At 70.5% G+C, this 21,211-nt stretch carries 17 protein-coding genes and 1 riboswitch; of the genes, 11 read left to right on the top strand and 6 right to left on the bottom strand.

From position 1 onward, the window contains the following. Window positions 1–354: 354 nt before the first annotated feature. A complete protein-coding gene (locus tag Pma05_RS35960) occupies window positions 355–1,815 on the top strand; it encodes a glycoside hydrolase family 62 protein (RefSeq protein WP_239313837.1) in 1,461 nt (486 codons plus the stop codon). Window positions 1,816–2,081: 266 nt separating this feature from the next. Here the strand turns inward: Pma05_RS35960 and Pma05_RS35965 are convergent, their stop codons facing one another. After that, window positions 2,082–2,531: a hypothetical protein gene (locus Pma05_RS35965; RefSeq protein ID WP_203862001.1), complete on the bottom strand. Its 450-nt coding sequence runs from the start codon at window positions 2,529–2,531 to the stop codon at window positions 2,082–2,084. Window positions 2,532–2,804: 273 nt separating this feature from the next. On the opposite strand from Pma05_RS35965, the gene Pma05_RS35970 reads away from it, so the two are divergent. From Pma05_RS35970 to Pma05_RS36005, 8 genes are all read left to right on the top strand, one after another. After that, entirely contained in the window at window positions 2,805–5,810 is a 3,006-nt protein-coding gene (locus Pma05_RS35970) for a 3-keto-alpha-glucoside-1,2-lyase-like domain-containing protein (RefSeq protein WP_239313839.1), read from the top strand. Between the two features lie 196 nt (window positions 5,811–6,006). Continuing rightward, the gene (locus tag Pma05_RS35975) at window positions 6,007–6,414 is read left to right on the top strand and encodes a YciI family protein (RefSeq protein WP_203862002.1); all 408 of its coding nucleotides are present in this window, start codon (window positions 6,007–6,009) and stop codon (window positions 6,412–6,414) included. 8 nt (window positions 6,415–6,422) lie between these two features. Beyond that, entirely contained in the window at window positions 6,423–7,568 is a 1,146-nt protein-coding gene (locus tag Pma05_RS35980) for an RNA polymerase sigma factor (protein ID WP_203862097.1), read from the top strand. 212 nt (window positions 7,569–7,780) lie between these two features. Further along, on the top strand, window positions 7,781–9,340 hold the full coding sequence (locus tag Pma05_RS35985) for a ricin-type beta-trefoil lectin domain protein (protein WP_203862003.1): 1,560 nt from the start codon (window positions 7,781–7,783) through the stop codon (window positions 9,338–9,340). A gap of 300 nt (window positions 9,341–9,640) precedes the next feature. Next, a riboswitch (cobalamin riboswitch) is annotated at window positions 9,641–9,857 on the top strand. A gap of 129 nt (window positions 9,858–9,986) precedes the next feature. Next, window positions 9,987–12,362 carry a ribonucleoside-diphosphate reductase subunit alpha gene (locus tag Pma05_RS35990; protein ID WP_203862004.1) on the top strand — a complete coding sequence of 792 codons (2,376 nt, stop codon included), beginning with the start codon at window positions 9,987–9,989 and terminating at the stop codon, window positions 12,360–12,362. A gap of 44 nt (window positions 12,363–12,406) precedes the next feature. Then, window positions 12,407–13,402 (top strand): ribonucleotide-diphosphate reductase subunit beta, encoded by a 996-nt coding sequence (locus tag Pma05_RS35995; RefSeq protein ID WP_203862005.1) that lies wholly within the window; start codon window positions 12,407–12,409, stop codon window positions 13,400–13,402. A 109-nt stretch (window positions 13,403–13,511) separates the two neighbouring features. After that, the gene (locus Pma05_RS36000) at window positions 13,512–14,054 is read left to right on the top strand and encodes a hypothetical protein (protein ID WP_203862006.1); all 543 of its coding nucleotides are present in this window, start codon (window positions 13,512–13,514) and stop codon (window positions 14,052–14,054) included. 148 nt (window positions 14,055–14,202) lie between these two features. After that, a complete protein-coding gene (locus Pma05_RS36005) occupies window positions 14,203–15,213 on the top strand; it encodes a DUF5954 family protein (RefSeq protein ID WP_203862007.1) in 1,011 nt (336 codons plus the stop codon). A 123-nt stretch (window positions 15,214–15,336) separates the two neighbouring features. On the opposite strand, the gene Pma05_RS36010 is transcribed toward Pma05_RS36005, so the two are convergent. The 3 genes from Pma05_RS36010 to Pma05_RS36020 form a co-directional block, all read right to left on the bottom strand. Beyond that, window positions 15,337–15,996: a DUF2306 domain-containing protein gene (locus tag Pma05_RS36010; protein WP_239313841.1), complete on the bottom strand. Its 660-nt coding sequence runs from the start codon at window positions 15,994–15,996 to the stop codon at window positions 15,337–15,339. A gap of 198 nt (window positions 15,997–16,194) precedes the next feature. Then, the gene (locus tag Pma05_RS36015; protein ID WP_203862008.1) at window positions 16,195–16,857 is read right to left on the bottom strand and encodes a response regulator; all 663 of its coding nucleotides are present in this window, start codon (window positions 16,855–16,857) and stop codon (window positions 16,195–16,197) included. Beyond that, window positions 16,854–17,993 carry a sensor histidine kinase gene (locus Pma05_RS36020; protein WP_203862009.1) on the bottom strand — a complete coding sequence of 380 codons (1,140 nt, stop codon included), beginning with the start codon at window positions 17,991–17,993 and terminating at the stop codon, window positions 16,854–16,856. Before Pma05_RS36020 ends, Pma05_RS36015 begins: the two co-directional genes overlap by 4 nt. Window positions 17,994–18,104: 111 nt before the next feature. On the opposite strand from Pma05_RS36020, the gene Pma05_RS36025 reads away from it, so the two are divergent. Further along, window positions 18,105–18,401, top strand: a complete 297-nt coding sequence (locus Pma05_RS36025; protein ID WP_203862010.1) for a hypothetical protein — start codon at window positions 18,105–18,107, stop codon at window positions 18,399–18,401. 58 nt (window positions 18,402–18,459) lie between these two features. Here Pma05_RS36025 and Pma05_RS36030 read toward each other — a convergent pair whose 3' ends face one another. Next, a complete protein-coding gene (locus Pma05_RS36030) occupies window positions 18,460–19,110 on the bottom strand; it encodes a response regulator (protein ID WP_203862011.1) in 651 nt (216 codons plus the stop codon). Between the two features lie 73 nt (window positions 19,111–19,183). After that, a complete protein-coding gene (locus Pma05_RS36035; RefSeq protein WP_203862012.1) occupies window positions 19,184–20,347 on the bottom strand; it encodes a sensor histidine kinase in 1,164 nt (387 codons plus the stop codon). A 320-nt stretch (window positions 20,348–20,667) separates the two neighbouring features. Between Pma05_RS36035 and Pma05_RS36040 the strand changes: the two genes are divergently transcribed. Continuing rightward, complete coding sequence (locus Pma05_RS36040; protein ID WP_203862013.1) at window positions 20,668–21,141, top strand: hypothetical protein; 474 nt, start codon at window positions 20,668–20,670, stop codon at window positions 21,139–21,141. Window positions 21,142–21,211 lie beyond the last annotated feature (70 nt).

Below are 21,211 nucleotides of genomic sequence, written 5' to 3' on the forward strand. Positions count from 1 at the left end.
TGGATTCTCCCGCGACCGACCACCAACCACCACCCGGAAGCAACGCGGAAACCGCCACAGGACCGGCCCGGCATGCCGCGACCAGATGGCTGGAGTTTCGCCGACCTCCAGAACAGTGGAGGGACGGGGCGAGGCGATCGGGCGGCTTTTCTTCGGGCGGCTCGACGCAGTTATTCGGCCCGCCGAGAATACCGTCTTGCGGTCCCTGTCGCCGACGATATATGTTCGCGCTCACATAGGCGTCGATCCATGGGCACAGGGTGCGTGTCACACCCGGGGATGGCGCCGGCCCGGCGCGGGACCTGTCAACTGCCGCCCTCTGCGGCGATACCACCGCGACTGTAAGGAGTCCCAGTGCGTCAACCAGTCAGACTACGAGCCGGGTTGCTCGTGGCGGTCATCGGAATGGGCGCCATCGGAACGGCAGCGGTCCTCCCCGCGCACGCCGCCGCGCCCGGCTGCTCGGTGAACTACTCGATATCGTCCCAGTGGCAGGGCGGATTCGGCGCCAACGTCACCGTGACCAACCTGGGTGACCCGATCAACGGCTGGACCCTCACCTGGACGTACGGTGCGGGCCAGCAGGTCACCCAGGCATGGAACGCGTCGGTGACCCAGAGCGGTAGCCAGGTCACCGCGAGGAACGTCGGTTACAACGCCTCGATCGCCACCAATGCCAGTGCGTCGTTCGGCTTCAACGGATCGTGGACCGGCAGCAACCCGGTGCCCTCGTCGTTCACCCTCAACGGCACGACGTGCACCGGCGGCGTCACCAACCCGCCCACCAACCCGCCCACCAACCCACCCACCAACCCACCCACGAACCCACCGACCAACCCGCCCACGGACCCGCCGACCGGGAACCTGCCGAGCAGCTTCCGCTGGAACTCCAGCGGCGCGCTGGTCGGACCCAAAGCCGACAGCCGGAACATCGCCGGCATCAAGGATCCCTCGGTGGTCTACCACAACGGCCGCTACCACGTCTTCGCGAGCACGGCGAAGTCGGCAGGCTACAACCTGGTCTACCTCAACTTCACCGACTGGTCGCAGGCCAACAACGCCACCTTCCACTACCTCGACCAGGCACCGCTCGGCACCGGATACCGGGCCGCACCGCAGGTGTTCTACTTCGCCCCGCACCGGCTGTGGTACCTGGTCTACCAGACCGGCAACGCGTCGTACTCCACCAACCCGGACATCGGCAACCCGAACGGGTGGAGCGCGCCGAAGCACTTCTACAGCGGCATGCCACAGATCATCCGGGACAACATCGGCAACGGTTACTGGGTCGACATGTGGGTCATCTGCGACAGCGCGAACTGCCACCTGTTCTCCTCGGACGACAACGGCCACCTCTACCGGTCGCAGACCTCGGTGGCGAACTTCCCCAACGGCATGAACCAGCCGGTGATCGCGATGCAGGACGCCAACCGCAACCGGCTCTTCGAGGCCGCCAACGTGTACAAGGTGGCCGGCCGGAACCAGTACCTTCTCATCCACGAGGCGATCGGCACCGACGGCCGCCGCTGGTTCCGGTCCTGGACCGCACCTGCCGTCGCCGGCCCCTGGCAGGCGCTGGCCGACACCGAGAGCAACCCCTTCGCCCGCGCCAACAACGTGACCTTCCCCGCCGGCGCCTGGACCCGGGACATCAGCCACGGCGAGATGATCCGCGACCAGGTCGACCAGACCCTCACCCTCAGCCCCTGCAACCTGCGGTACGCCTACCAGGGCCTGGACCCCAACGCCGGAGGCGAATACAACAGCCTCCCCTGGCGCCTCGGCCTGCTGACCCAGACCAACTCCACCTGCTGACGGCTCTCCACCGAGGCGGGCCGGGCTCGTCCGACCCAGTGGTACGCGCGGCCCGGCGGCCCCGCCGCACGATGGTGCGGGGCCGCCGGACCGGTGCGGAACTCCTCGATGCCGAGGACCCGCGCGGCTGACATGTCGTCGTTGCAACGGGTCGCCACCACATGGACCTTCGGCGACGCCCGACTGACGGACCGTCGCGCTCGCCGGGCCGGGGCCAGCGCTGGGGCGGTGGACCCGGCCCGGCCGAGGCGGCAGCCGACGGGCGCTCAGCCCTTGACGACCTCGGTGAGCTGGTCGATGAACTCCTGCTCGTTGTCGCTGATCTTGACGCCGCCGCTCTTCGCGGCCTCGCTGATCTTGACGGCGATCTCGACCAGCCACGCCCCGTACGCCCGCGCGTCGTCCTCGGTGGCCTTGGTCCGCAACAGCTCCAGGGCGGGCGGAACCAGCTCAAGCGCGCGGGCGATCTCCTGCGCCCGGTCACTCGAACCCTTGTCGCTCGGGAGGTGGTCGTCGAGGTTCATCGCGGCGAGGCTCGCCACGAGCTGGTTGTCGCTCTTCTCCGCCTCGACGATCGCCTTGCCGACCCCCGCCATCTCTTTGAAGAACGCGATGATGCCCCCATCCTCGGCGGCCATCGCCGCGACTGCCACCTGCCGCAGAGGTGCCAGCAACTGCACGAGTTCTTCAGGAGAGAACGCTGATTGGTCCGTCATAGCCTCAAATCCCGCTCGAAGGTCCAGATTGGATGATCCTAGCGAACCGGGAAACCCGGGCGGGACCCCGAACGTCCAACGCCGAGCGCTGGAGGACGGCGACCGGGGTAGCCGAGGGACTTTTATTCGTTCGTGCAAAAGTTTCGCTAGATCAATACAAAGTGTTAGTGTCAGCGATCGATCTTTTGTGTTGCGAGATCGAACCGACCGGCCTGTGAGGAGGAAGTGGCCCGACTGCTTCCAGGCCGGGATCCGCGCTCATCAGGAGGAACCGTGACCGCACCGAACCGACGGCACCCGCGCCGTCGAGCCGCGCTCGCGGCTGCGGGTGCCGCGCTGGCGACCCTGCTCGCCCCAGCCGCCGTCGCCCCTGCCACGGCCGCGCCCGTCGCCGCCGATGTCCCGCCACAGGAACCCGGCGTCACGCTGCGCTCGTTCGACATGGGCGTCCCGCTGTCGACGCTCTGCACCCTCAAGCCCGCACAGACGCCGAACGTCGACAAGCTCATGCCGCAGATCAACTGGACCACCACGGACGAGTTCGGCCTCTCCGACCGGTTCATCAGCCACGTCGTCGGCAACCTCGCCGCGCCCGTCGACGGCACGTACACGTTCCGGCTCACCAGCGACGACGGGTCACGGCTGACCATCGGCGACCAGCGTGTCGTCGACCACGACGGCCTGCACGGCGAGACCTCCAAGGAAGGGTCGGTCACCCTGAGCGCCGGCCTTCACCCGTTGTTCGTCGAGTTCTTCGAAAACGGCGGCGGCCAGGTACTGCGGCTCGAGTGGCGTACCCCCGGTGCCGACACCTTCGAGGTGGTGCCGACCGCCGCGCTGAGTACCGACGCGGGCGTCGTGCGCGTCACGGCGCCAGGCTGGAAGTACTGCGAGGGCGCCACCGACTCGGCCGGGGACGGGCTGCCGCTCGACCGGGTGCACCCCGGGTACACCCTCACCGACCTGCGTCCCGAGGGGACCCAGCCACAGGTCACCGGCATGGCCTTCATGCCCGACGGCGACCTGGTGATCTCGACCTGGGGCGGCACGGACAACGCGACCGGCGAGGTCTACGTCGTCGACGGCGTCACCGGCCAGACCGGCCCCGAACAGGTGACCTACCGCAAGTTCGCGGAGGGGCTGCGCGAACCCCAAGGCGTCGCCGTGGTCGACGGCACCGTGTACGTCAGCCAGAAGCACGAGCTGACGGCCCTGCGCGACACCGACGGCGACGGCACGGCGGACGACCGTCGGACGGTTGCCACCTGGCCGTGGGGCGGCAACTTCCACGAGTTCGCGTTCGGCCTGCTCTATCGGGACGGATACTTCTACCTCAACCTCTCGGTCGCGATCAACCTCGGTGGCGCCACCACGGTGCCCCAGCCGGCGCCGAACCGCGGTACCTCGATCAAGGTGAACGCCAGGACCGGGAAGATCACGTACGTCGCCGGCGGGCTGCGCACACCCAACGGAATCGGGTGGGGTCCGCAGGGCGAGGTCCTGGTCACCGACAACCAGGGAGGCTGGCTGCCCGCCTCCAAGCTGGTCGAGATCAAGCAGGGGGCGTTCTACAACCACTACACCACCCCGGCGGGCCCGTTCGACGACAATCCGGTGACCCGGCCCATCGTCTGGCTGCCGCAGAACGAGATCGCCAACTCGCCGTCCACCCCGGTGCTCCTGAAGCAGGGGCCGTACAAGGGGCAACTGGTCGTCGGGGATGTGACGTACGGCGGCCTACAGCGCGTGTTCCTCGAGAAGATCGAGGGCCAGTACCAGGGCGCGGTGTTCCGGCACACGCAGGGCCTGGAGTCCGGCATCAACGAGGTGGCACTCGGCCCCGACGGCGCACTCTACGTGGGTGGTCTGGGCGCCGGCGGCAACTGGGGCCAGGAGGGCAAGCTCAGCTACGGCCTGCAAAAACTCACGCCCACCGGCACTTCGGTGTTCGAGGTCAAGCAGATGCGCGCGTCGCATGGTGGGTTCGAACTGGAGTACACCGAGCCGTTGTCGGCTGAGACCGCGCAGGAACTCGCCGACGCCTACCAGGTGACGCAGTGGCGCTACGGCGCGACGAGCCAGTACGGCGGGCCCAAGCTCGACCTGGAGACCCTCGACGTCACCAGGGCAGAGCTGTCGCGGGACCGGCGCACCGTCAAGCTCAAGATCCCGGGCCTGAAGGAGAACCGCGTGGTGCACGTACGCTCACCTCGCCCGTTCAGCTCGGCGGGCGGTGAGGAGCTGTGGAACACTGAGGCCTGGTACACGCTCAACGAGATCCCGGGGCGCGTGGTGCAGCCGGAGACGTTCTTCGAGGCCGAGGAGGGCCGGACGGTCGGCGTCGGCATGGCGACCGACCACGCCGCCTACTCCGGTGCCGGCTTCGCCGCCGGGTTCGCCCAGGACGGCTCGTCAACCAGGATCGCCGTCGATGTCCCGGAGAGCGGGAAGTACGACCTGGCGATGCGCTACAGCAACGGTCCGAACCCCTACTCGGGCGAGAAGCAGCTCAGTCTCTACGTCAACGGTGATCGGGTGGAGCAGACGGTCTTCCCCTCCACCGTGACCTGGAAGGAGTGGGGCACGGTCATCACGACCGTACGGCTGGGCAGGGGCCGTAACGTGGTCGAGTACCGCAAGGAGGCCGCGGACTCCGGACACGTGAACCTCGACGTGCTCGCCGTCCGGCCGCACGGCAAGCGCATCACCCTGTTCAACGGCCGTGAACTCACCGAATGGCAGCACACCGACGGACGCGAACCCGGGTGGACGATCGCCGACGGTGCCATGACGGTACGCAACGGAGACCTGCGTACGGTGCAGGCCTTCGGCGACTTCCGCCTGCACGTCGAGTTCAACCTGCCGCTGTACCCGCCGGACGTGACCGGCCAGGCCCGCGCCAACAGCGGCGTGTACCTCCAGGACCGCTACGAGATCCAGGTGCTGGACTCGTTCGGCATCAACCCGCCGCAGACCAACGACTCCGCAGCCATCTACCTCCAGAAGGCTCCGGACGTGAACGCGGCGCTGCCGCCCGAGCGCTGGCAGACGTACGACATCGTCTACCGGCAGGCCCGCTACGACGCGGCCGGCAACAAGGTCGAGAACCCGCGCGTCACCGTGGTGTGGAACGGCGTCACCGTGCACGACGACGTCGAGATCCTCGGCCCCACCGGCGGCAGCCGGCCCGAGGGTCCGGCCTCGGGCGCCATTCGGCTGCAAGACCACGGCAACCCGGTGCAGTACCGCAACATCTGGGTCGAGCCGCTCGACCTGTAGCACCGCCTGCGGCCACGACACGGGCGGCCGGGACCGGTTCGCCGGCCCGGCCGCCCGTCGTCGTGACGCCTTCTGACCTCGGTTGGTCGATCAAAGCCAAAAAACTTCCGGCGGCGATGTCGAGAATCGGTGACCGGCTCCGTCCCCGCGGTGGAGGTGACCAGAATGGGTCGCACCAGCACCGAGGAGAAACACGATGGCCAAGTACCTGCTGCTCAAGCACTACCGCGGCGCTCCGGCCGCGGTCAACGACGTACCGATGGACCAGTGGACGCCGGAGGAGATCTCGGCACATATGAAGTACATGCACGACTTCGCGGCCCGGCTGGAGGGGACCGGCGAGTTCGTCGACGGTCAGGCGCTCGCCCCCGAGGGGACGTTCGTCCGGTACGACGGTGAGGGGCGCCCGCCGGTCACCGACGGCCCGTTCGCCGAGACCAAGGACCTGATCGCCGGCTGGATGGTGATCGACGTCGACAGCTACGAGCGCGCCGTCGAGTTGGCCGGGGAGCTGTCCGCCGCTCCCGGTGCTGGTGGCAAGCCGATCCACGAGTGGCTCGAGGTACGCCCGTTCCTGACCGAGCCGCCCACCATCACGGAGTGACCGCTCAACTGACCGAGGCCCTCCTGCGGAGCCTCACGCCGAGCGTGCTCGGGATCCTCGTCCGCCGTGGAGCCGATTTCGCGGCGGCCGAGGACGCGGTGCAGGACGCGCTGGTCGAGGCGATCCGCGTCTGGCCGGCCGACCCGCCCCGCGACCCGAAGGGCTGGCTGGTCAGCGTGGCCTGGCGCCGGTTCCTCGACGCGACCCGGGCGGACGCCGCCCGCCGTCGACGTGAGGACCTCGTCGACGAGGAGCCGGCGCCCGGGCCCGTACCCGCCGTCGACGACACGCTCCAGCTCTACTTCCTGTGCGCCCACCCGTCGCTGACGCCGTCGTCCGCCGTCGCGCTCACGCTGCGCGCCGTCGGCGGACTGACCACCCGGCAGATCGCCCAGGCGTACCTGGTGCCCGAGGCGACCATGGCACAGCGGATCAGCCGGGCCAAACGCACCGTCTCCGGCGTACGGTTCGACCAGCCCGGCGACCTCGCCACCGTGCTGCGCGTCCTCTACCTGGTCTTCAACGAGGGCTACTCCGGCGACATCGACCTCGCCGCCGAGGCCATCCGGCTCACCCGGCAGCTCGCGGCCTCGATCGACCACCCCGAGGTGGCGGGGCTGCTCGCCCTGATGCTGCTCCACCACGCCCGGCGCGCCACCCGGACCGCGCCCGACGGCAGCCTGGTGCCGCTCGCCGAGCAGGACCGCGGCCGGTGGGACACCGAGTCGATCGCCGAGGGCGTCGAACTCCTGCAGGCGGCCCTCGCCCGCGACCGGCTGGGCGAGTTTCAGGCCCAGGCCGCCATTGCGGCACTCCACGCCGACGCCCCCACCGCCGAGGAGACCGACTGGGTGCAGATCGTCGAGTGGTACGACGAACTCGCCCGCCTGACCGACAGCCCGGTCGTCCGGCTCAACCGCGCGGTGGCCGTCGGGGAGGCCGACGGGCCGCGCGCCGGGCTGGCGGCGCTCGCGGCGCTGGACGACTCACTCCCCCGGCACACGGCGGTGGCGGCGTACCTCCACGAGCGCGACGGCGACCTGGCGAGGGCGGCACGGCTCTACGCCGAAGCGGCCCAGAAGGCACCCAACCTTGCCGAGCGCGACCACCTGACCCGGCAGGCCGCCCGACTCAACACCCGCAGGCGTCGCTGACAGGTCGCGCGCGAAGTCTCCCCCGCACTCGGCACGGCCCGGTGACCAGGGCGGTTGCCGCACAGCGAGCGAGATCAGGGCTGACGCCGATGCCGGCCGCGCCCTGACCATCGAATGCAGTGGATATTGACAGCCGCCTGGTAATTAGTAAACTTTCCTCCCAGAGAGCGCTCTCGCCCCTGCCTTCCGTCACGCCTCCTGGAGGTATGCAGATGAACCGCAAGCTGAGCGCGCTGCTCGGCCTGACCTTGGGCGTCAGCCTGCTCACCGCGCCGACACCGGCCTCGGCGGGTGCCACGACGCCCGCGAGCGCCACGAACCCGGCCGTGACCGTGGCCGCGCCGCCCGCCGGCGACCCGGCCGCCCTCCCCGCCGACCAACTCGCCGCGCTGCGCCGGGACCTCGGCCTCACCGCCGGCCAGCTCACCGCCCGGCTCGCCGTCGAGGCGAGCGCCGCGTCCGTCGAGCTGCGGGTGCGGGCCGAACTCGCCGACGTGTACGCCGGTACCTGGGTGGCCGCCGACGGCAGAACAGTGGTCGTCGGGGTGACAGACCCGGCGCGGGCCGACCGGGTCCGCGCGGCCGGTGCCGAACCCCGGACCGTCACCCGCAACCTCGCCGAACTGGAACGCCTCGCCGCCGGCCTGGACCGTCGGGCGGTGCTGGCCGGCGACGCCGTGCACGCCTGGTACGTCGACCCGGTGCACAACAGCGTCTCGATCCAGACCGCCAGCGCGGCGGCGGCCACCGGGTTCGCCCGGGCCGCCGGGCTACCCGCCGACGCGGTGACCGTGGTCCGCGCCGACGACGCCTACCGCCCGGTCTACGACACCCGGGGCGGCGACCAGTACGTGATCAACAACAGCGTGCTCTGCTCGGTCGGCTTCGCCGTCGCCGGCGGGTTCGTCACGGCCGGACACTGCGGCGGCGTCGGTGCCACCACCTCCGGCAGCGGGGTGGCGCAGGGGACCTTCCGCGGCTCCTCCTTCCCGGGCGACGACTACGCCTGGGTGCAGACCAACGCCAACTGGGTGTCCCGGCCGTGGGTGAACAACTACAGCGGCGGCACCGTCAACGTGGCCGGCTCCCAGGAGGCGGCGGTCGGCGCCTCGATCTGCCGGTCCGGCCGGACCACCGGGTGGCGGTGCGGCACCATCACCGCGAAGAACGTCACCGTCAACTACTCCGGTCAACTGGTCTACGGGCTGGTCTCCAGCACCGCGTGCGCCCAGCCCGGCGACTCCGGCGGGTCGTTCCTCGCCGGCAACCAGGCCCAGGGCGTCACCTCGGGAGCGGGCGGCGACTGCGCCTCCGGCGGTACGACCGTCTACCAGCCGGTCAACGAGATCCTGAACCGGTACGGGCTGTCGCTGACCACCACCGGCGGCGGGTCGACCCGCCGGATCGTCGGGTACGCCGACAAGTGCATCGACGTGCCGAACTCCAACGGGGTCGACGGCCAGTACCTGCAACTGTGGACCTGCAACGGAACCAACGCGCAGAGCTGGACCTTCCCCGGCGACGGAACGATCCGGGCGTTCGGCCTCTGCATGGACGTCGCCTGGGGCTCCACCGCCAACGGTGCGGTGGTCCAGCTCGCGAACTGTAGTGGCAACCCGGCCCAGCAGTGGGTACTCAGCGGCGCCGGAGACCTGGTCAACCCGCAGGCGAACAAGTGCGTCGACGTGGTCGACTGGAACAGCGCCGACGGCGCCCGGCTGATCATCTACGAGTGCCACGGCGGGGCCAACCAGAAGTGGCGGCTCGGCTGACCAACTGACCGTCCCAGCGGTGGGATCGATGCTGGCCCGGCGCAACGACGCGCCGGGCCAGCGGGCCGGCCCAGTCCGGCCGACGTTCCGTCATCACCTGGCTGCCGCGCACCTGGCGGGGTTGCGAGCGGGGTGCGCCGACGAGGGCGTTCCGATCACGCTCGGGACCGACTGGGCTGGCGGTCCCAACGACCGGCCGCGCAACCACCGGGTGACCGTCCACTCCGATGGCGTGCTGTTGAGATGTGCGACACGCCCGACACACCATCTGGTGTTGCCTGTTCCTACCCGTACCCAGATATGGTGTTGACCGCAGCTGGTTCGGCCCGTCCGCACGGTATGGCCGAGGCAACAGGGAACCCGGTGGGAGTCCGGGACTGCCCCGCAGCGGTGAGTGGGAACGACCGCCGTCATCGAGCACTGGAGCCCGTACGGGTTCTGGGAAGCGACGGCCAGTAGGCGACGCCCCGGCGTCACGCCCGCGAGTCCGAAGACCTGCCAGCGCGCCGTACGCCGACCGGTGTACGGCGGTCGGAGGCCGCGCGGGACGGCCGACGCCAGCGCCGGACGATCGCGGTGTCGCGGTGGGCCGGCGGCGTCTTCCCGCGTGCCCGACGACCTTCGGGTGAGGCGTGAGGAGGGGGCCATGACGGTCACGCAGGAGCAGACCGCCGTGCCGGAGCAGCGCCGGCACGTCATGCAGGTCCGCAAGCGTAACGGCGACCTGGAGACGGTGGACGTCAACAAGATCGTCCGGGCGGTGCAGCGGTGGGTCGCCGACCTGGACGAGGTCGACCCGCTGCGGGTGGCGACGAAGACGATCAGCGGGTTGTACGACGGGGCGACCACCGCCGAGTTGGACAAGCTGTCGATCCAGACGGCGGCGGAGTTGATCAGTGCGGAGCCGCAGTACTCGAGGCTGGCGGCGCGGCTGCTGGCCGCGTACGTGGAGAAGGAGGTCAGGGGTCAGGGGGTCGCCAGCTTCAGCCAGTCCATCCGGTACGCGCACGAGCTGGGTCTGATCGGAGACGACACGGCCGCGTTCGTGGCCGGTAACGCGCGCAAGCTCGACGATGCCGTCGACCCGGATGGTGATCGGCGGTTCGAGTACTTCGGGCTGCGCACCGTGGCCGATCGGTATCTGTTGCGGCACCCGGAGACCCGCCTCGTGGTGGAGACGCCCCAGCACTGGCTGTTGCGGGTCGCCTGCGGACTGTCGCAGACGCCGGGCGAGGCGATCGGCTTCTACCGGCTGATGTCCAGCCTGGCGTACCTGCCGAGTTCCCCGACCCTGTTCAACTCCGGAACCCGGCACACCCAGATGTCGTCGTGCTTCCTGGTCGACTCGCCGAAGGACGAGTTGGACTCGATCTACGAGCGGTACCACCAGGTGGCGAGGTTGTCGAAGTTCTCCGGCGGCATCGGCATCTCCTGGTCGCGGGTGCGCGGTCGCGGCGCGCTGATCCGGGGCACGAACGGCAGGTCGAACGGCATCGTGCCGTTCCTGAAGACACTCGACGCCGGCGTGGCGGCCGTCAACCAGGGCGGTCGGCGCAAGGGCGCGGCCTGCGTCTACCTCGAACCGTGGCATCCGGACATCGAGGAGTTCCTGGAGTTGCGGGACAACACCGGTGAGGAGTCCCGCCGTACGCACAACCTGAACCTGGCGAACTGGATCCCGGACGAGTTCATGCGGCGGGTCGAGGCGGACGGCGACTGGTCGTTGATCGACCCGTCCGACGCGCCCGAGCTGCCCGATCTCTTCGGGGACGCCTTCGACGAGGCGTACCGGGCGGCCGAGAAGAAGGCCGTCCGGACGGTCAGGGCCCGCGACCTGTACGGGCGGATGATGCGTACCCTGGCGCAGACCGGCAACGGGTGGATGACGTTCAAGGACGCCTCGAACCGGCTGTCGAACCAGACCGGGGCGCCGGGCAACACGATCCACCTCTCCAACCTCTGCACGGAGATCCTGGAGGTCAACAGCGACACCGAGACCGCGGTCTGCAACCTGGGATCGATCAACCTGGGCGCGCACGTCACGGCGGACGGCGTCGACTGGGAGAAACTGCGTGCCACGGTACGCACGGCGGTGGTCTTCCTCGACCGGGTGATCGACATCAACTACTACCCGGCCGGGCAGGCGGCGGCGTCGAACCCCCGCTGGCGGCCGGTCGGGCTCGGGTTGATGGGCCTACAGGACGTGTTCTTCACCCTGCGGCTGCCGTTCGACTCGGCGCGGGCCCGGGAGTTGTCGACCCGGGTACAGGAGGAGATCTTCCTGACCGCGTTGGAGACCTCGGCGGGGCTCGCCGAACAGTTCGGTCCACACCCCGGATATCCGGAGACCCGCGCGGCCCGCGGTGAGCTGCACCCGGACCTGTGGGGCGCCGAGCCCACCCAGGTCGAGCGGTGGGCCGCGCTGCGGTCGACGATCGCCGCGCACGGCCTGCGCAACTCGCTGCTGGTGGCGATCGCGCCGACGGCGACGATCGCGTCGATCGCCGGTTGCTACGAGTGCATCGAGCCGCAGGTGTCCAACCTGTTCAAGCGGGAGACCATGTCCGGGGAGTTCCTCCAGATCAACACGTACCTGGTCCGCGAACTGAAGGCACGGGGGCTGTGGACGGCGCCGATCCGCGAACAGATCACCCGGGCCGAGGGGTCGGTGCAGGGGCTGTCGGACCTGCCCGCGGACGTACGGGAGCTGTTCCGTACCGCCTGGGAACTCCCGCAGCGGGCGCTGATCGACCTGGCCGCCGCCCGCGCCCCGTACGTCGACCAGTCGCAGTCGCTCAACCTGTTCATGAGCGCGCCGACCATCGGCAAGCTCTCCTCGATGTACCTGCATGCCTGGAAGTCCGGGCTCAAGACCACCTACTACCTGCGCTCGCGTCCCGCGACCCGCATCCAGCAGGCGACCGTCGCCGTGACCCCGGTGGTCACGCCGGTCATCGCGGTGGGCGACGAGGCGTTGGCCTGTTCCCTGGAAAACCCCGAGAGCTGCGAGGCCTGCCAGTGAACCTCTCTCGACCTGAACCGCGCGACGCGTCAGAGCGGCAGCACATGCTGCTCGACCCGGGCATGGATCTGACGCTCCGGCCGATGCGCTACCCGCGGTTCTTCGACCGGTTCCGGGACGCGATCAAGAACACCTGGACCGTGGAGGAGGTCGACCTGCACTCCGACCTCGCCGACCTGGCCAGGCTCTCCCCGGCCGAGCGGCATCTGGTGTCCCGGCTGGTCGCGTTCTTCGCCACCGGCGACACGATCGTCGCGAACAATCTCGTGCTCAACCTCTACCAGCACGTCAACTCCCCGGAGGGCCGGCTCTATCTCTCCCGGCAACTCTTCGAGGAAGCCGTGCACGTCCAGTTCTACCTGAACCTGCTCGACACGTACGTGCCGGACGAGAAGGAACGGTTCGCGGCGTTCGCGGCGGTGGAGAACATCCCGTCGATCGCCCGCAAGGCCGAGTTCTGCTTCAGGTGGATCGATTCCGTCTTCGAGTTGCGCGAGCTGACGACCCGCGAGGACCGGCGGGCGTTCCTGCTCAACCTGATCTGCTTCGCCGCCTGCATCGAGGGGCTGTTCTTCTACGGTGCCTTCGCCTACGTCTACTTCTTGCGTTCCCGAGGGCTCCTGCACGGCCTCGCGTCGGGTACGAACTGGGTGTTCCGGGACGAGTCCATGCACATGGCCTTCGCCTTCGACGTCGTGGACACCGTACGCGCCGAAGAGCCGGACCTCTTCGACGCCGACCTGGAACAGCAGGTCAAGGACATGCTGGCCGAAGCGGTGGAGTGTGAGGTCCAGTTCGCCGAGGACCTGCTCGGGCAGGGGGTGTCCGGGATGTCGCTGGCCGACATGCGCGAGTACCTCCAGCACGTCGCCGACCGGCGCCTGGCCATGCTCGGCATCGCGCCGACGTACGGCAGCCGCAACCCGTTCGCGTTCATGGAGTTGCAGGACGTCCAGGAACTGTCGAACTTCTTCGAGCGGCGGGTGTCGGCCTATCAGGTCGGGGTGACCGGCTCGGTCAGCTTCGACGACGACTTCTGACCGGCCGGGCCGGGCTGCGGCCCGGCCCGGTGCCGGCGGGTGGCTCGGCTGGGATGTGCGGTCGGTAGGCTTCCGCTCCGCACCATCGATCAGGATCCTGAGGAGCCACATGCTTGCCGAGCACGTCCGCGACGCCGCGATGACTGCGGTCATCTTCGGGTTCTTCGCGTCGAGTTGGTTCGGCTGGGCTCAGGAGGCGCCGCCGCCGAGGTGGCGCAAGCCGCTGATCGCCGGCTCGGTCGGCTCGCTCCTCGTCGCCGTGGCCGGTGGACTCCTCGCCTGGCAGGACTGGTCGACCGGCTCCGTGTTCGACTCCGCGGAGACCGCGCGGAACTTCGGCATCCTGGTCGGGATCGAGTTCGGCCTCGCCGGTCTCGGCGCCGGTCTGCTCTCGATCCGCAAACGTGGCCGCGAGCTGGTCTCCGCCTGGATCGCCCTGGTCGTCGGAGTGCACTTCTTCCCGCTCGCCGAGATGATCAACTTTCCGCTGGTCCACGTCGCGGGGGTACTGGTCACCCTGGCGGCGCTGGTCGCGGTTCCGGTGGCCCGGAAGCGGGCCCTGCGGGTAAGCGCGGTCACCGGTCTCGGTACCGGCGCCGGACTGCTGGTGGCCGCGGTCGCCGCACTGGCCATAGCGCTGTTCGGCTACTGAGCCGCGCCCCACGCCCACGTCCAGCCGGCACCGAGGACGCGCCCGGCTGACGCACAGCCCGGCTCCGTGGCGGAGGTGTGGAAATCTGTGGACGAATTGTGGTGGTGGCGGGGCTGCGTTTCGGCGGCCGAGATAACACACTGCGTACATGGCTTATGACGGTAAGCAGGTACCCGATCACCTGCTGATCAAGATCGAACAGCCGGACGACCCCGTGTCGGCGGTCTGCGAGGACGACGCCCGACGCCGTTCGGTCGCCTATCCGACGATCATGTGGGGCACCCCGATCTTCGGCTTCGCCGAGGAGGTGGGCGGCCGGTGGCGGATCCTGCGGCTCAACGCCGACGAGCCGCAGTCCGCCCGCGACGGCCTCGCGTCCCACTTCCGGAGGCTGTTCAGCGAAACCCCGGAGACCGCCGAGCACGCCGCCGAACGGGCGGAGTACGAGACGACGTACGAGCTGCTCGACTGGGAACCGGTCGACGAACGCACCGTCAACGGCCGCCGCTACCGGATCATCCGGGCCCAACCGTTCATCCGGATGGGCCCGGACGGACCCGAGCCGCCCCGACCCACCGACCCGGACCCGGACCCGCCCGGTCAAGCGGACCGGAGCACGTCGCAGATGGACGGATTCGTCATCGACCCGACCACCGCCACCGGGCTCACCGACGGACTCGTCCGGATGGAGATGATCTCGGCGTCCTACCAGCCGACGACCGTCCCCGACGACGTGCACGCCGACTCCCGCCAGGCGCTGACCACCCACCCGAACGTGGTACTGCTCCCGGTCGCCTACACCATCGGGCAGCATGTCGGCGGCAGTTGGCGGCCCCGATCGGCCACCACCTATCCGACGCCGCAGGCCGCCCGGGACGCCGGGTCCTTCTCCATCGCGGACATCATGCCGGACGAGAACACCCCGATGGAGGAGTTCATGGCGGCGTACGAGCGTGCCCGCGCGGCGCACCGGCCGCCCCGTACCGACGACTTCGAGATGCGGGGCGTGCCGTGCCGGGTGACCCGGGTCGAAACCTTCGTCCGGGTCGGTCCCGACGGCCCGGAAGGACCCCGCCCCTCCGACCGGGACCCGCACCCGCCACCCGCGCGACACGTCCAGGAACTCCGTGCGCAGGGCCTGATGCCCGACCCGGACTGAGCCGACCGGGGCGGGCGTACGGCCTCGGCACGCCGTACGCCCGCCCGGCTCGGCCGAACGCCGCCGCCTCCTGCCCAGCCCTCGTCGAGGGGTGACCCGTGCTCGGCATCGCGCCGGAGGACCTCATCCGGCGACGACACGCGGCCGGCGGCCCGGTCGAGAACCCGCGGTGCGGGGCGGGCGGCGCAGGTACCACTCGGCGACGGCGAGGTTGATCACCCAACCGGCGAGGACCAGCACCGCCCGGACGTTCCCGTCGGGCTGTTCACCGGTCACCGCGAAGTACGGCGCGTGGGTGAACGCCTGGGTGCCGGCGCCGAGGCCGATCGCGTAGCCGCGCACCATCCACGCCCGGTGCCGGGTGAAGTCGCGGCGCAGCGCGGCGGCGAGGCCGAGCAGGATCGAGGCGGCCATGGCCGAGCCGAAGACGAGCCGCAGGCCGGCGAGCACGTCGTTGTCGTGGGCCGGCAGGTCGTACGCGAACGCCATCCAGACGCCGGAGAGGGCGACCGTCAGTCCACAGGGGACGAGTACCCGGCCGGCGAGGCGGTGCCAGCGGCGGCGGCGCAGGCTGGGTACGAACTGGAAGGCGCCGAGGATCGTGTAGACCACCGCGCCGACGATGTGCAGCACCACCGGTAGCGGGTCGGCGACGAAGCGGGCGTTCGCCGGGGTGACCTCCGGGCCGCCGCCCAGCTCGGTCAACCGGGTCGCGCCGGCGATCATCGGTATCAGCCCCAACAGGATCAACGCGGCCGGCAGCCGCCATTCACGCCTGGTCATGCCATCGATGGTGGCCGCCGTACCCGCCCCGGCTCATCGGCAGATGGGCCGCGATCGGGCCGACCCATGGTCGTACGCCGTCGTCGTACTTTCAGCGGTCACCGGCCACGGCGGGTTTCCGGCTCCGGCCCGTACGGCTCCGTGGTCAGTGGGCGGGCGAGTTCGCAGTCGCCGGTGGGGTGTGGGCCCGGCGGGGCGTCACCGGCGCGTCCGGTTGCGGTTGGTCTCGTACGCCCACATCGCGATCTCGACCCGGTTACGCACGCCGAGCTTGGTCATCAGGCTGGTGATGTGCGATTTGACGGTGCTCAGCGTGATGTAGAGCTCGTCGGCGATCTCCTTGTTGGTACGCCCCCGCGCGACCGCGACCAGCACCTGCTCCTCCCGGTCGGTGAGCGCCTCGATCGGCTGCTTCGGCGGCGCGGCGGGACCCGCGTCGGCGAACGCCTTCAACAGCCGCGTGGTGACGCTGGGCGCGATCAGCGCGTCCCCGTTGGCAGCCGCGTGCACGGCCTGGGCGAGCAGGTTTGGGCCGGCCTCCTTGAGCAGGAAGCCGCGGGCGCCGGCGCGCAGTGCCGCGTACACGTAGTCGTCGAGATCGAAGGTCGTGATGACGACCACCGCGAGCGGCTCCGCGACCGATGGCCCGGCGAGCGCCCGGGTGGCCTCGATGCCGTCCATTCCGGGCATCCGGATGTCGAAGAGGCAGACGTCGGGGCGGAGTCGCCGGGCGAGTTCGACCGCCCGGCGGCCGTCGCCGGCCTCCCCGACGACCTCGATGCCGGGCTGCGCGTTCAAGATCATGGTGAGGCCGGTACGGACGATCTCCTGGTCGTCCGCGACGAGCACGCGAACCGTCACGCGCCAACCCCCGCGCGCGGGAGCACGGCCGTCACGGTCCAGCCGCGGTCGGGGTTGGGGCCGGCCTCGCAGGTACCGCCGAGCAGGTCGGCGCGCTCCATCATGCCCATCAGGCCGAACCCGGGCGAGCCGGCCGGGCGGATGGTGCCGGCCTCGCCGTCGTCGCTGACCCGCAGGCGCACGGAGGTGTCGTCGGCCGCGACGCTGACCTCGATCCGGGTGGCGTGCCGGGCGTGCCGGCGGGCGTTGGTGACCGACTCCTGGGCCAGGCGGTAGAGCGCGGAGCCGACGGTGGGCGGGAGGTCCCCGAGGTCGCCGCGGATCTCCACGTCGACGGCCGGCCCGGCGCGGAAACGCCCGGCGAGCCGCTCGATGTCGGCGACCCGTGGGCTGGGCGCCAGGTCGGCGGGCTGGTCGCGGCGCAGCACGCGGACCATCGCGCGCATCTCGGTGAGCGCGCGGGACGCCTCGGCCTCGATCACGCGGAGCGCCTCGACGGCGGCGCCCGGTTGGCTGGCCGAGGCGGCGATGCCGGCCTGGGCGCGGATCGCCATCGCCGACACGTGGTGGGCCACGGTGTCGTGCAGGTCGCGGGCGAGCCGCTCGCGCTCCAGCAGCTTGACCCGGTCGAACTCGCGCAGCCGGGCGGCGGCGCGGAACCGGACCGCGGCGCCCAGCGTGGCGGCGGCGAACATCACCGCGAAGCCGGCGACCACCTCGCCGCCGCTGATCGAGCCGGCCAGGCCGGCGACGGCCACCTTGGCCGCCACGAACGCCGAACCGAGCACGGCATCCCGGCCGGAGCCCCAGCGGAACAGCGTGTAGGAGAGCAGGACCAGGAAGCTCGTCGCGTACATCTGGCAGGCGTCGCCAGGCAGCACGAGCGGGGCGACCGTCGTGAAGCCGAACGCGATGGCCACGGTCGCGAGCGGCTGGGTGCGCCGCCACAGCAGCGTGGGCAGCAGCGCGAGCGCGACGACGACGCAGCCCACCCGCCACGGCAGGTCGGGCCGGAAGATCCCCTCCAGCACGATCGCCGGCGCGAAGACCGCGATCAGCGCCCAGTCGCGCCACACCCGGGCCGGGGCATCTGGGGCGCGCGGCTCGGCCAGCACGGCGCGCAGACGAGGGTGCACGAGACCATCGTACGAACGGTGGTGCGACTTCAGATCAGCCCAAAGTACGACCGATTCGTCCCACCGGAATACCGCTGCTTCGCACCCGGTCGGTCGACCCTGGGTCCGATCGTGGATGCGGTACGACGGGCCTGCGACGAGGTGACCGGACTCGGCTTGAGCGGGCTGGCCGATGCGCTACGGCCGCCGGGCGGTGGCTCGGGTACTCAGCGGAGCGGCCACCCCGAACCGGCCTCGACGTTCACCATCACCGGACTGGTCGATCCGATCCCCGGCACGGTCACCGTCCACGCCGGACACGTCACGTTCCCGGTCAAGGTCCGGCTGGACACCCCACGCGAGGTCGAGTATCACCAGCACGGCGGGATCATGCCGTACGTCCTGCGCCACCGACTCCACGCCGGATAGCGCGGCCCCTCGGACCTGCGCTGCCGATCGGAACCGGTTGACGGGACGCCAGGGTCGGTTACTGCACGAGTCCGGCGCGGTGGGCCAGCACGACGAGTTGGGCGCGGTCGCGGGCGGAGAGCTTGGCCAGCAGTCGGCTGACGTACGTGCGTGCGGTCTCCGGGCTCAGGAACAGGACGCGTCCGATCTCTTCGTTGGACAGACCTCGGCCGACCTGGGTGAGGACCTCCCGTTCGCGCGGGGTGAGGGTGGCGAGTTGCCGGTCGCCGACCCGGCGCGGCGGCATCCGTGCGATCCGGGACATCATCTGCCGGGCAATGGCGGGGGTGACGGGTGATTCGCCGGCGGCGGCCGTACGGACGGCGGCGCGCAGCGCGTCGGCGCCGATGTCCTTGAGCAGGTATCCGGTGGCGCCGGCCTGGATGGCGTCCAGCACGTCGTCCTGGTCGTCGAAGGTGGTCAGGACCAGCACGGGTGTGTCGCGGAGCAGCGGGTCGGCCCGGATGGCCGCGGTGGCGGTGATCCCGTCCATCACCGGCATCTTCAGGTCCATGAGGAACAGGTCGGGGCGGAGTGCGCGTCCCTGTGTCATCGCGTCGCGGCCATGGGCGGCTTCGCCCACCACGGTGATGTCGTCGGTGTTCTCGACGAGCGCACGCAGACCCGCCCGGACGAGTTCCTGGTCGTCGACGATGAGCAGTCGGATCATCGAACCTTTGCCACCTCCCTCCTGCGGTCCGGCGGACCGCAGGGTCGGAGGCGGTGTCCGAGCACTCCGCGGTTCAGGTGGGAGAAGGTTCATCGTCAGCCTTTGCGGGGAGCCGGGCCCGGACCCGCCATCCGGCGGGTCCGGGATGTACGTCGAAGGAACCGGAGAGCTGCTCGACGCGTTCCCGCATGCCGCGAAGTCCGTGGCCGGGCGCGGAGCGCGGCAGCCGGGTACCGGTTCCGTTGTCGTGCACGGTCACCTCGACGGTCTCCTCCTCGCCGTGCACCGCCACCTCGATCCGGGAGGCGTCGGAGTGCCGCATCGTGTTGGTGACCGACTCCTGGACGACGCGGTATACGCACGCCTCGACCTCGCGGCTCGCGGAGAGTTCGTCGACGGTCAGCGTCACGTCGTAGCCGGCGGCGGCTGGCGCTTCCAGCAGCCGGTGCAGGTCGCCGAGCGTGGGGTGCTGGGGCGGCGGTTCGCCACCGGTGGAGCGCAGCAGCGCGACCGTCGACCGGAGCTGGGCCATGGCGTCGGAGACGGCTGTCTTCACGCGTTGCAGGGCGGTGGCCCGGGTGGTGTCGTCCGTGCCGTCCACCTCGCGGGCGACATCGGTGAATAGCGACGCGACCGACAGCGAGTGGCCGATGGAGTCGTGGAGTTCGCGGGCCAGTCGGAGCTGCTGCTCGCGGGTGTGTGCCGTGGTCTCCATGGCGGTCTGCCGGGCCACCAGCCGGACCACCTGTTCGCTCCTGCGCTGGATGTCGCGGCGCGCCCGAACGCTGTAGCCGAGCGCGATGACGGCGACGATCAGCGCGACGTGGCCGGCCAACTCGTATCCCAGGACGAACGACGCCGACTGCCCCGACGCGACACGGAAGGCGGTCGAGACGGCCAGGACGGCGGCGCCGGTCAACACCGAGGCACGCACGTAGCCGGCCTCGGCCGCCGAGAAGAGCGCGGCCGAGATCGGCACCGCGACGCCGATCGCGGGAAACCCGGCGAGATAGTACGTGAAGAAGCCGAGCGCGGTGAGGCCGAGCACGAGCCGCGGCATCGTGCGGCGTACCAGCATGAGCGCGCCCAGTCCGACGGCCCACAGGTAGGCGACGACATCCGGTGGTCGTGAGCCGGCCTGGTCTGCGGAGACGACGACCGACAGCACCAGCGTGACGCCGACGAACAGCGCCACGTCGACGAACCGGGCGTTGGGAGAACGCCAGCTCACGGCCATGTTCGAATGGTATTCGGGTCAGCCGTGGCCCGACGTCCCGCCCGGCGCGACCCGATGGCGGTGGTGCGGCCGCCGACGCCCGCGCCGACGGCGAGCGCCCTGCGTGGTCCGTTCTCCTGTGTCACCCGCATCCGCCCTTTCCGGCCCGTTGTCGAGCCCCCTCGGCACCGTAGGGTCGGCGACGGTGCACCCGCGTTCCCCGCAGAGCGTCACCGATGTCGCCGAAAGGCGTAGGCACCCCCGCCGGTCGCTCGGGAGCGAACGGGCTGACGCTTTTCGCGGGATGGACCGGCCCGGCCACGCTCCTACCGTCGGTTCCCATGAATACCGACCGTTCCCACGTCCCGCCGCGATACCGGCTCGGCCTGCCCCTCTGGCAGATCGCCGGGCTCGCCGCGCTGGCCATGCCGAGGGTATTCCTGCACGACGCGGGCGTCTCCGTCCCGGGGCCGGTGCAGGGCCTGCTGGTGTTCGGCCCACCCCTGGTCTGGGTGATCGTGACCGTCGTACGCCGGATCCCCTCCCCCGTCGTGCCGCTGCTGACGATCGGCGGCCTCTACGGGCTGGGCCTCGCGCTGGTGCACAACCTCTACTGGGCGGACGCCTTCCGCGACCAACCGCCGCGTCTCGGCGGCAACCTCGCCGGTCAGCTCTCGCCCGCCACGGAGGAACTGCTGTTCCGGATGGCGACGACCGCGAGCAGCCTGCTCACCGGCCTCGTCGTCGGGCTGATCTGCGGCCTGCTCGCCACCCTCGTCCGGCGATTGACGGGGCGACGGTCCGACGCTCGGTGACGCCCTGAGACGATCAGGGAGCGGAACCCCGGGTCACCGCGCCGCTTCGCCGCCCGCGCGGCGGGGCGGC

The organism is Plantactinospora mayteni, from assembly GCF_016862935.1.
GTDB classification, from domain to species: domain Bacteria; phylum Actinomycetota; class Actinomycetes; order Mycobacteriales; family Micromonosporaceae; genus Plantactinospora; species Plantactinospora mayteni.

Bases quoted from the DNA above. Each gene is read 5' to 3' on its own strand.
- Pma05_RS36010 (WP_239313841.1), bottom strand. From the start codon at position 15,996: ATGACCAGGCGTGAATGGCGGCTGCCGGCCGCGTTGATCCTGTTGGGG.
- Pma05_RS36035 (WP_203862012.1), bottom strand. From the start codon at position 20,347: ATGGCCGTGAGCTGGCGTTCTCCCAACGCCCGGTTCGTCGACGTGGCG.
- Pma05_RS36005 (WP_203862007.1), top strand. From the start codon at position 14,203: ATGGCTTATGACGGTAAGCAGGTACCCGATCACCTGCTGATCAAGATC.
- Pma05_RS35995 (WP_203862005.1), top strand. From the start codon at position 12,407: ATGCTGCTCGACCCGGGCATGGATCTGACGCTCCGGCCGATGCGCTAC.
- Pma05_RS36000 (WP_203862006.1), top strand. From the start codon at position 13,512: ATGCTTGCCGAGCACGTCCGCGACGCCGCGATGACTGCGGTCATCTTC.
- Pma05_RS35990 (WP_203862004.1), top strand. From the start codon at position 9,987: ATGACGGTCACGCAGGAGCAGACCGCCGTGCCGGAGCAGCGCCGGCAC.
- Pma05_RS35965 (WP_203862001.1), bottom strand. From the start codon at position 2,531: ATGACGGACCAATCAGCGTTCTCTCCTGAAGAACTCGTGCAGTTGCTG.
- Pma05_RS36030 (WP_203862011.1), bottom strand. From the start codon at position 19,110: ATGATCCGACTGCTCATCGTCGACGACCAGGAACTCGTCCGGGCGGGT.
- Pma05_RS36040 (WP_203862013.1), top strand. From the start codon at position 20,668: ATGAATACCGACCGTTCCCACGTCCCGCCGCGATACCGGCTCGGCCTG.
- Pma05_RS35975 (WP_203862002.1), top strand. From the start codon at position 6,007: ATGGCCAAGTACCTGCTGCTCAAGCACTACCGCGGCGCTCCGGCCGCG.
- Pma05_RS35985 (WP_203862003.1), top strand. From the start codon at position 7,781: ATGAACCGCAAGCTGAGCGCGCTGCTCGGCCTGACCTTGGGCGTCAGC.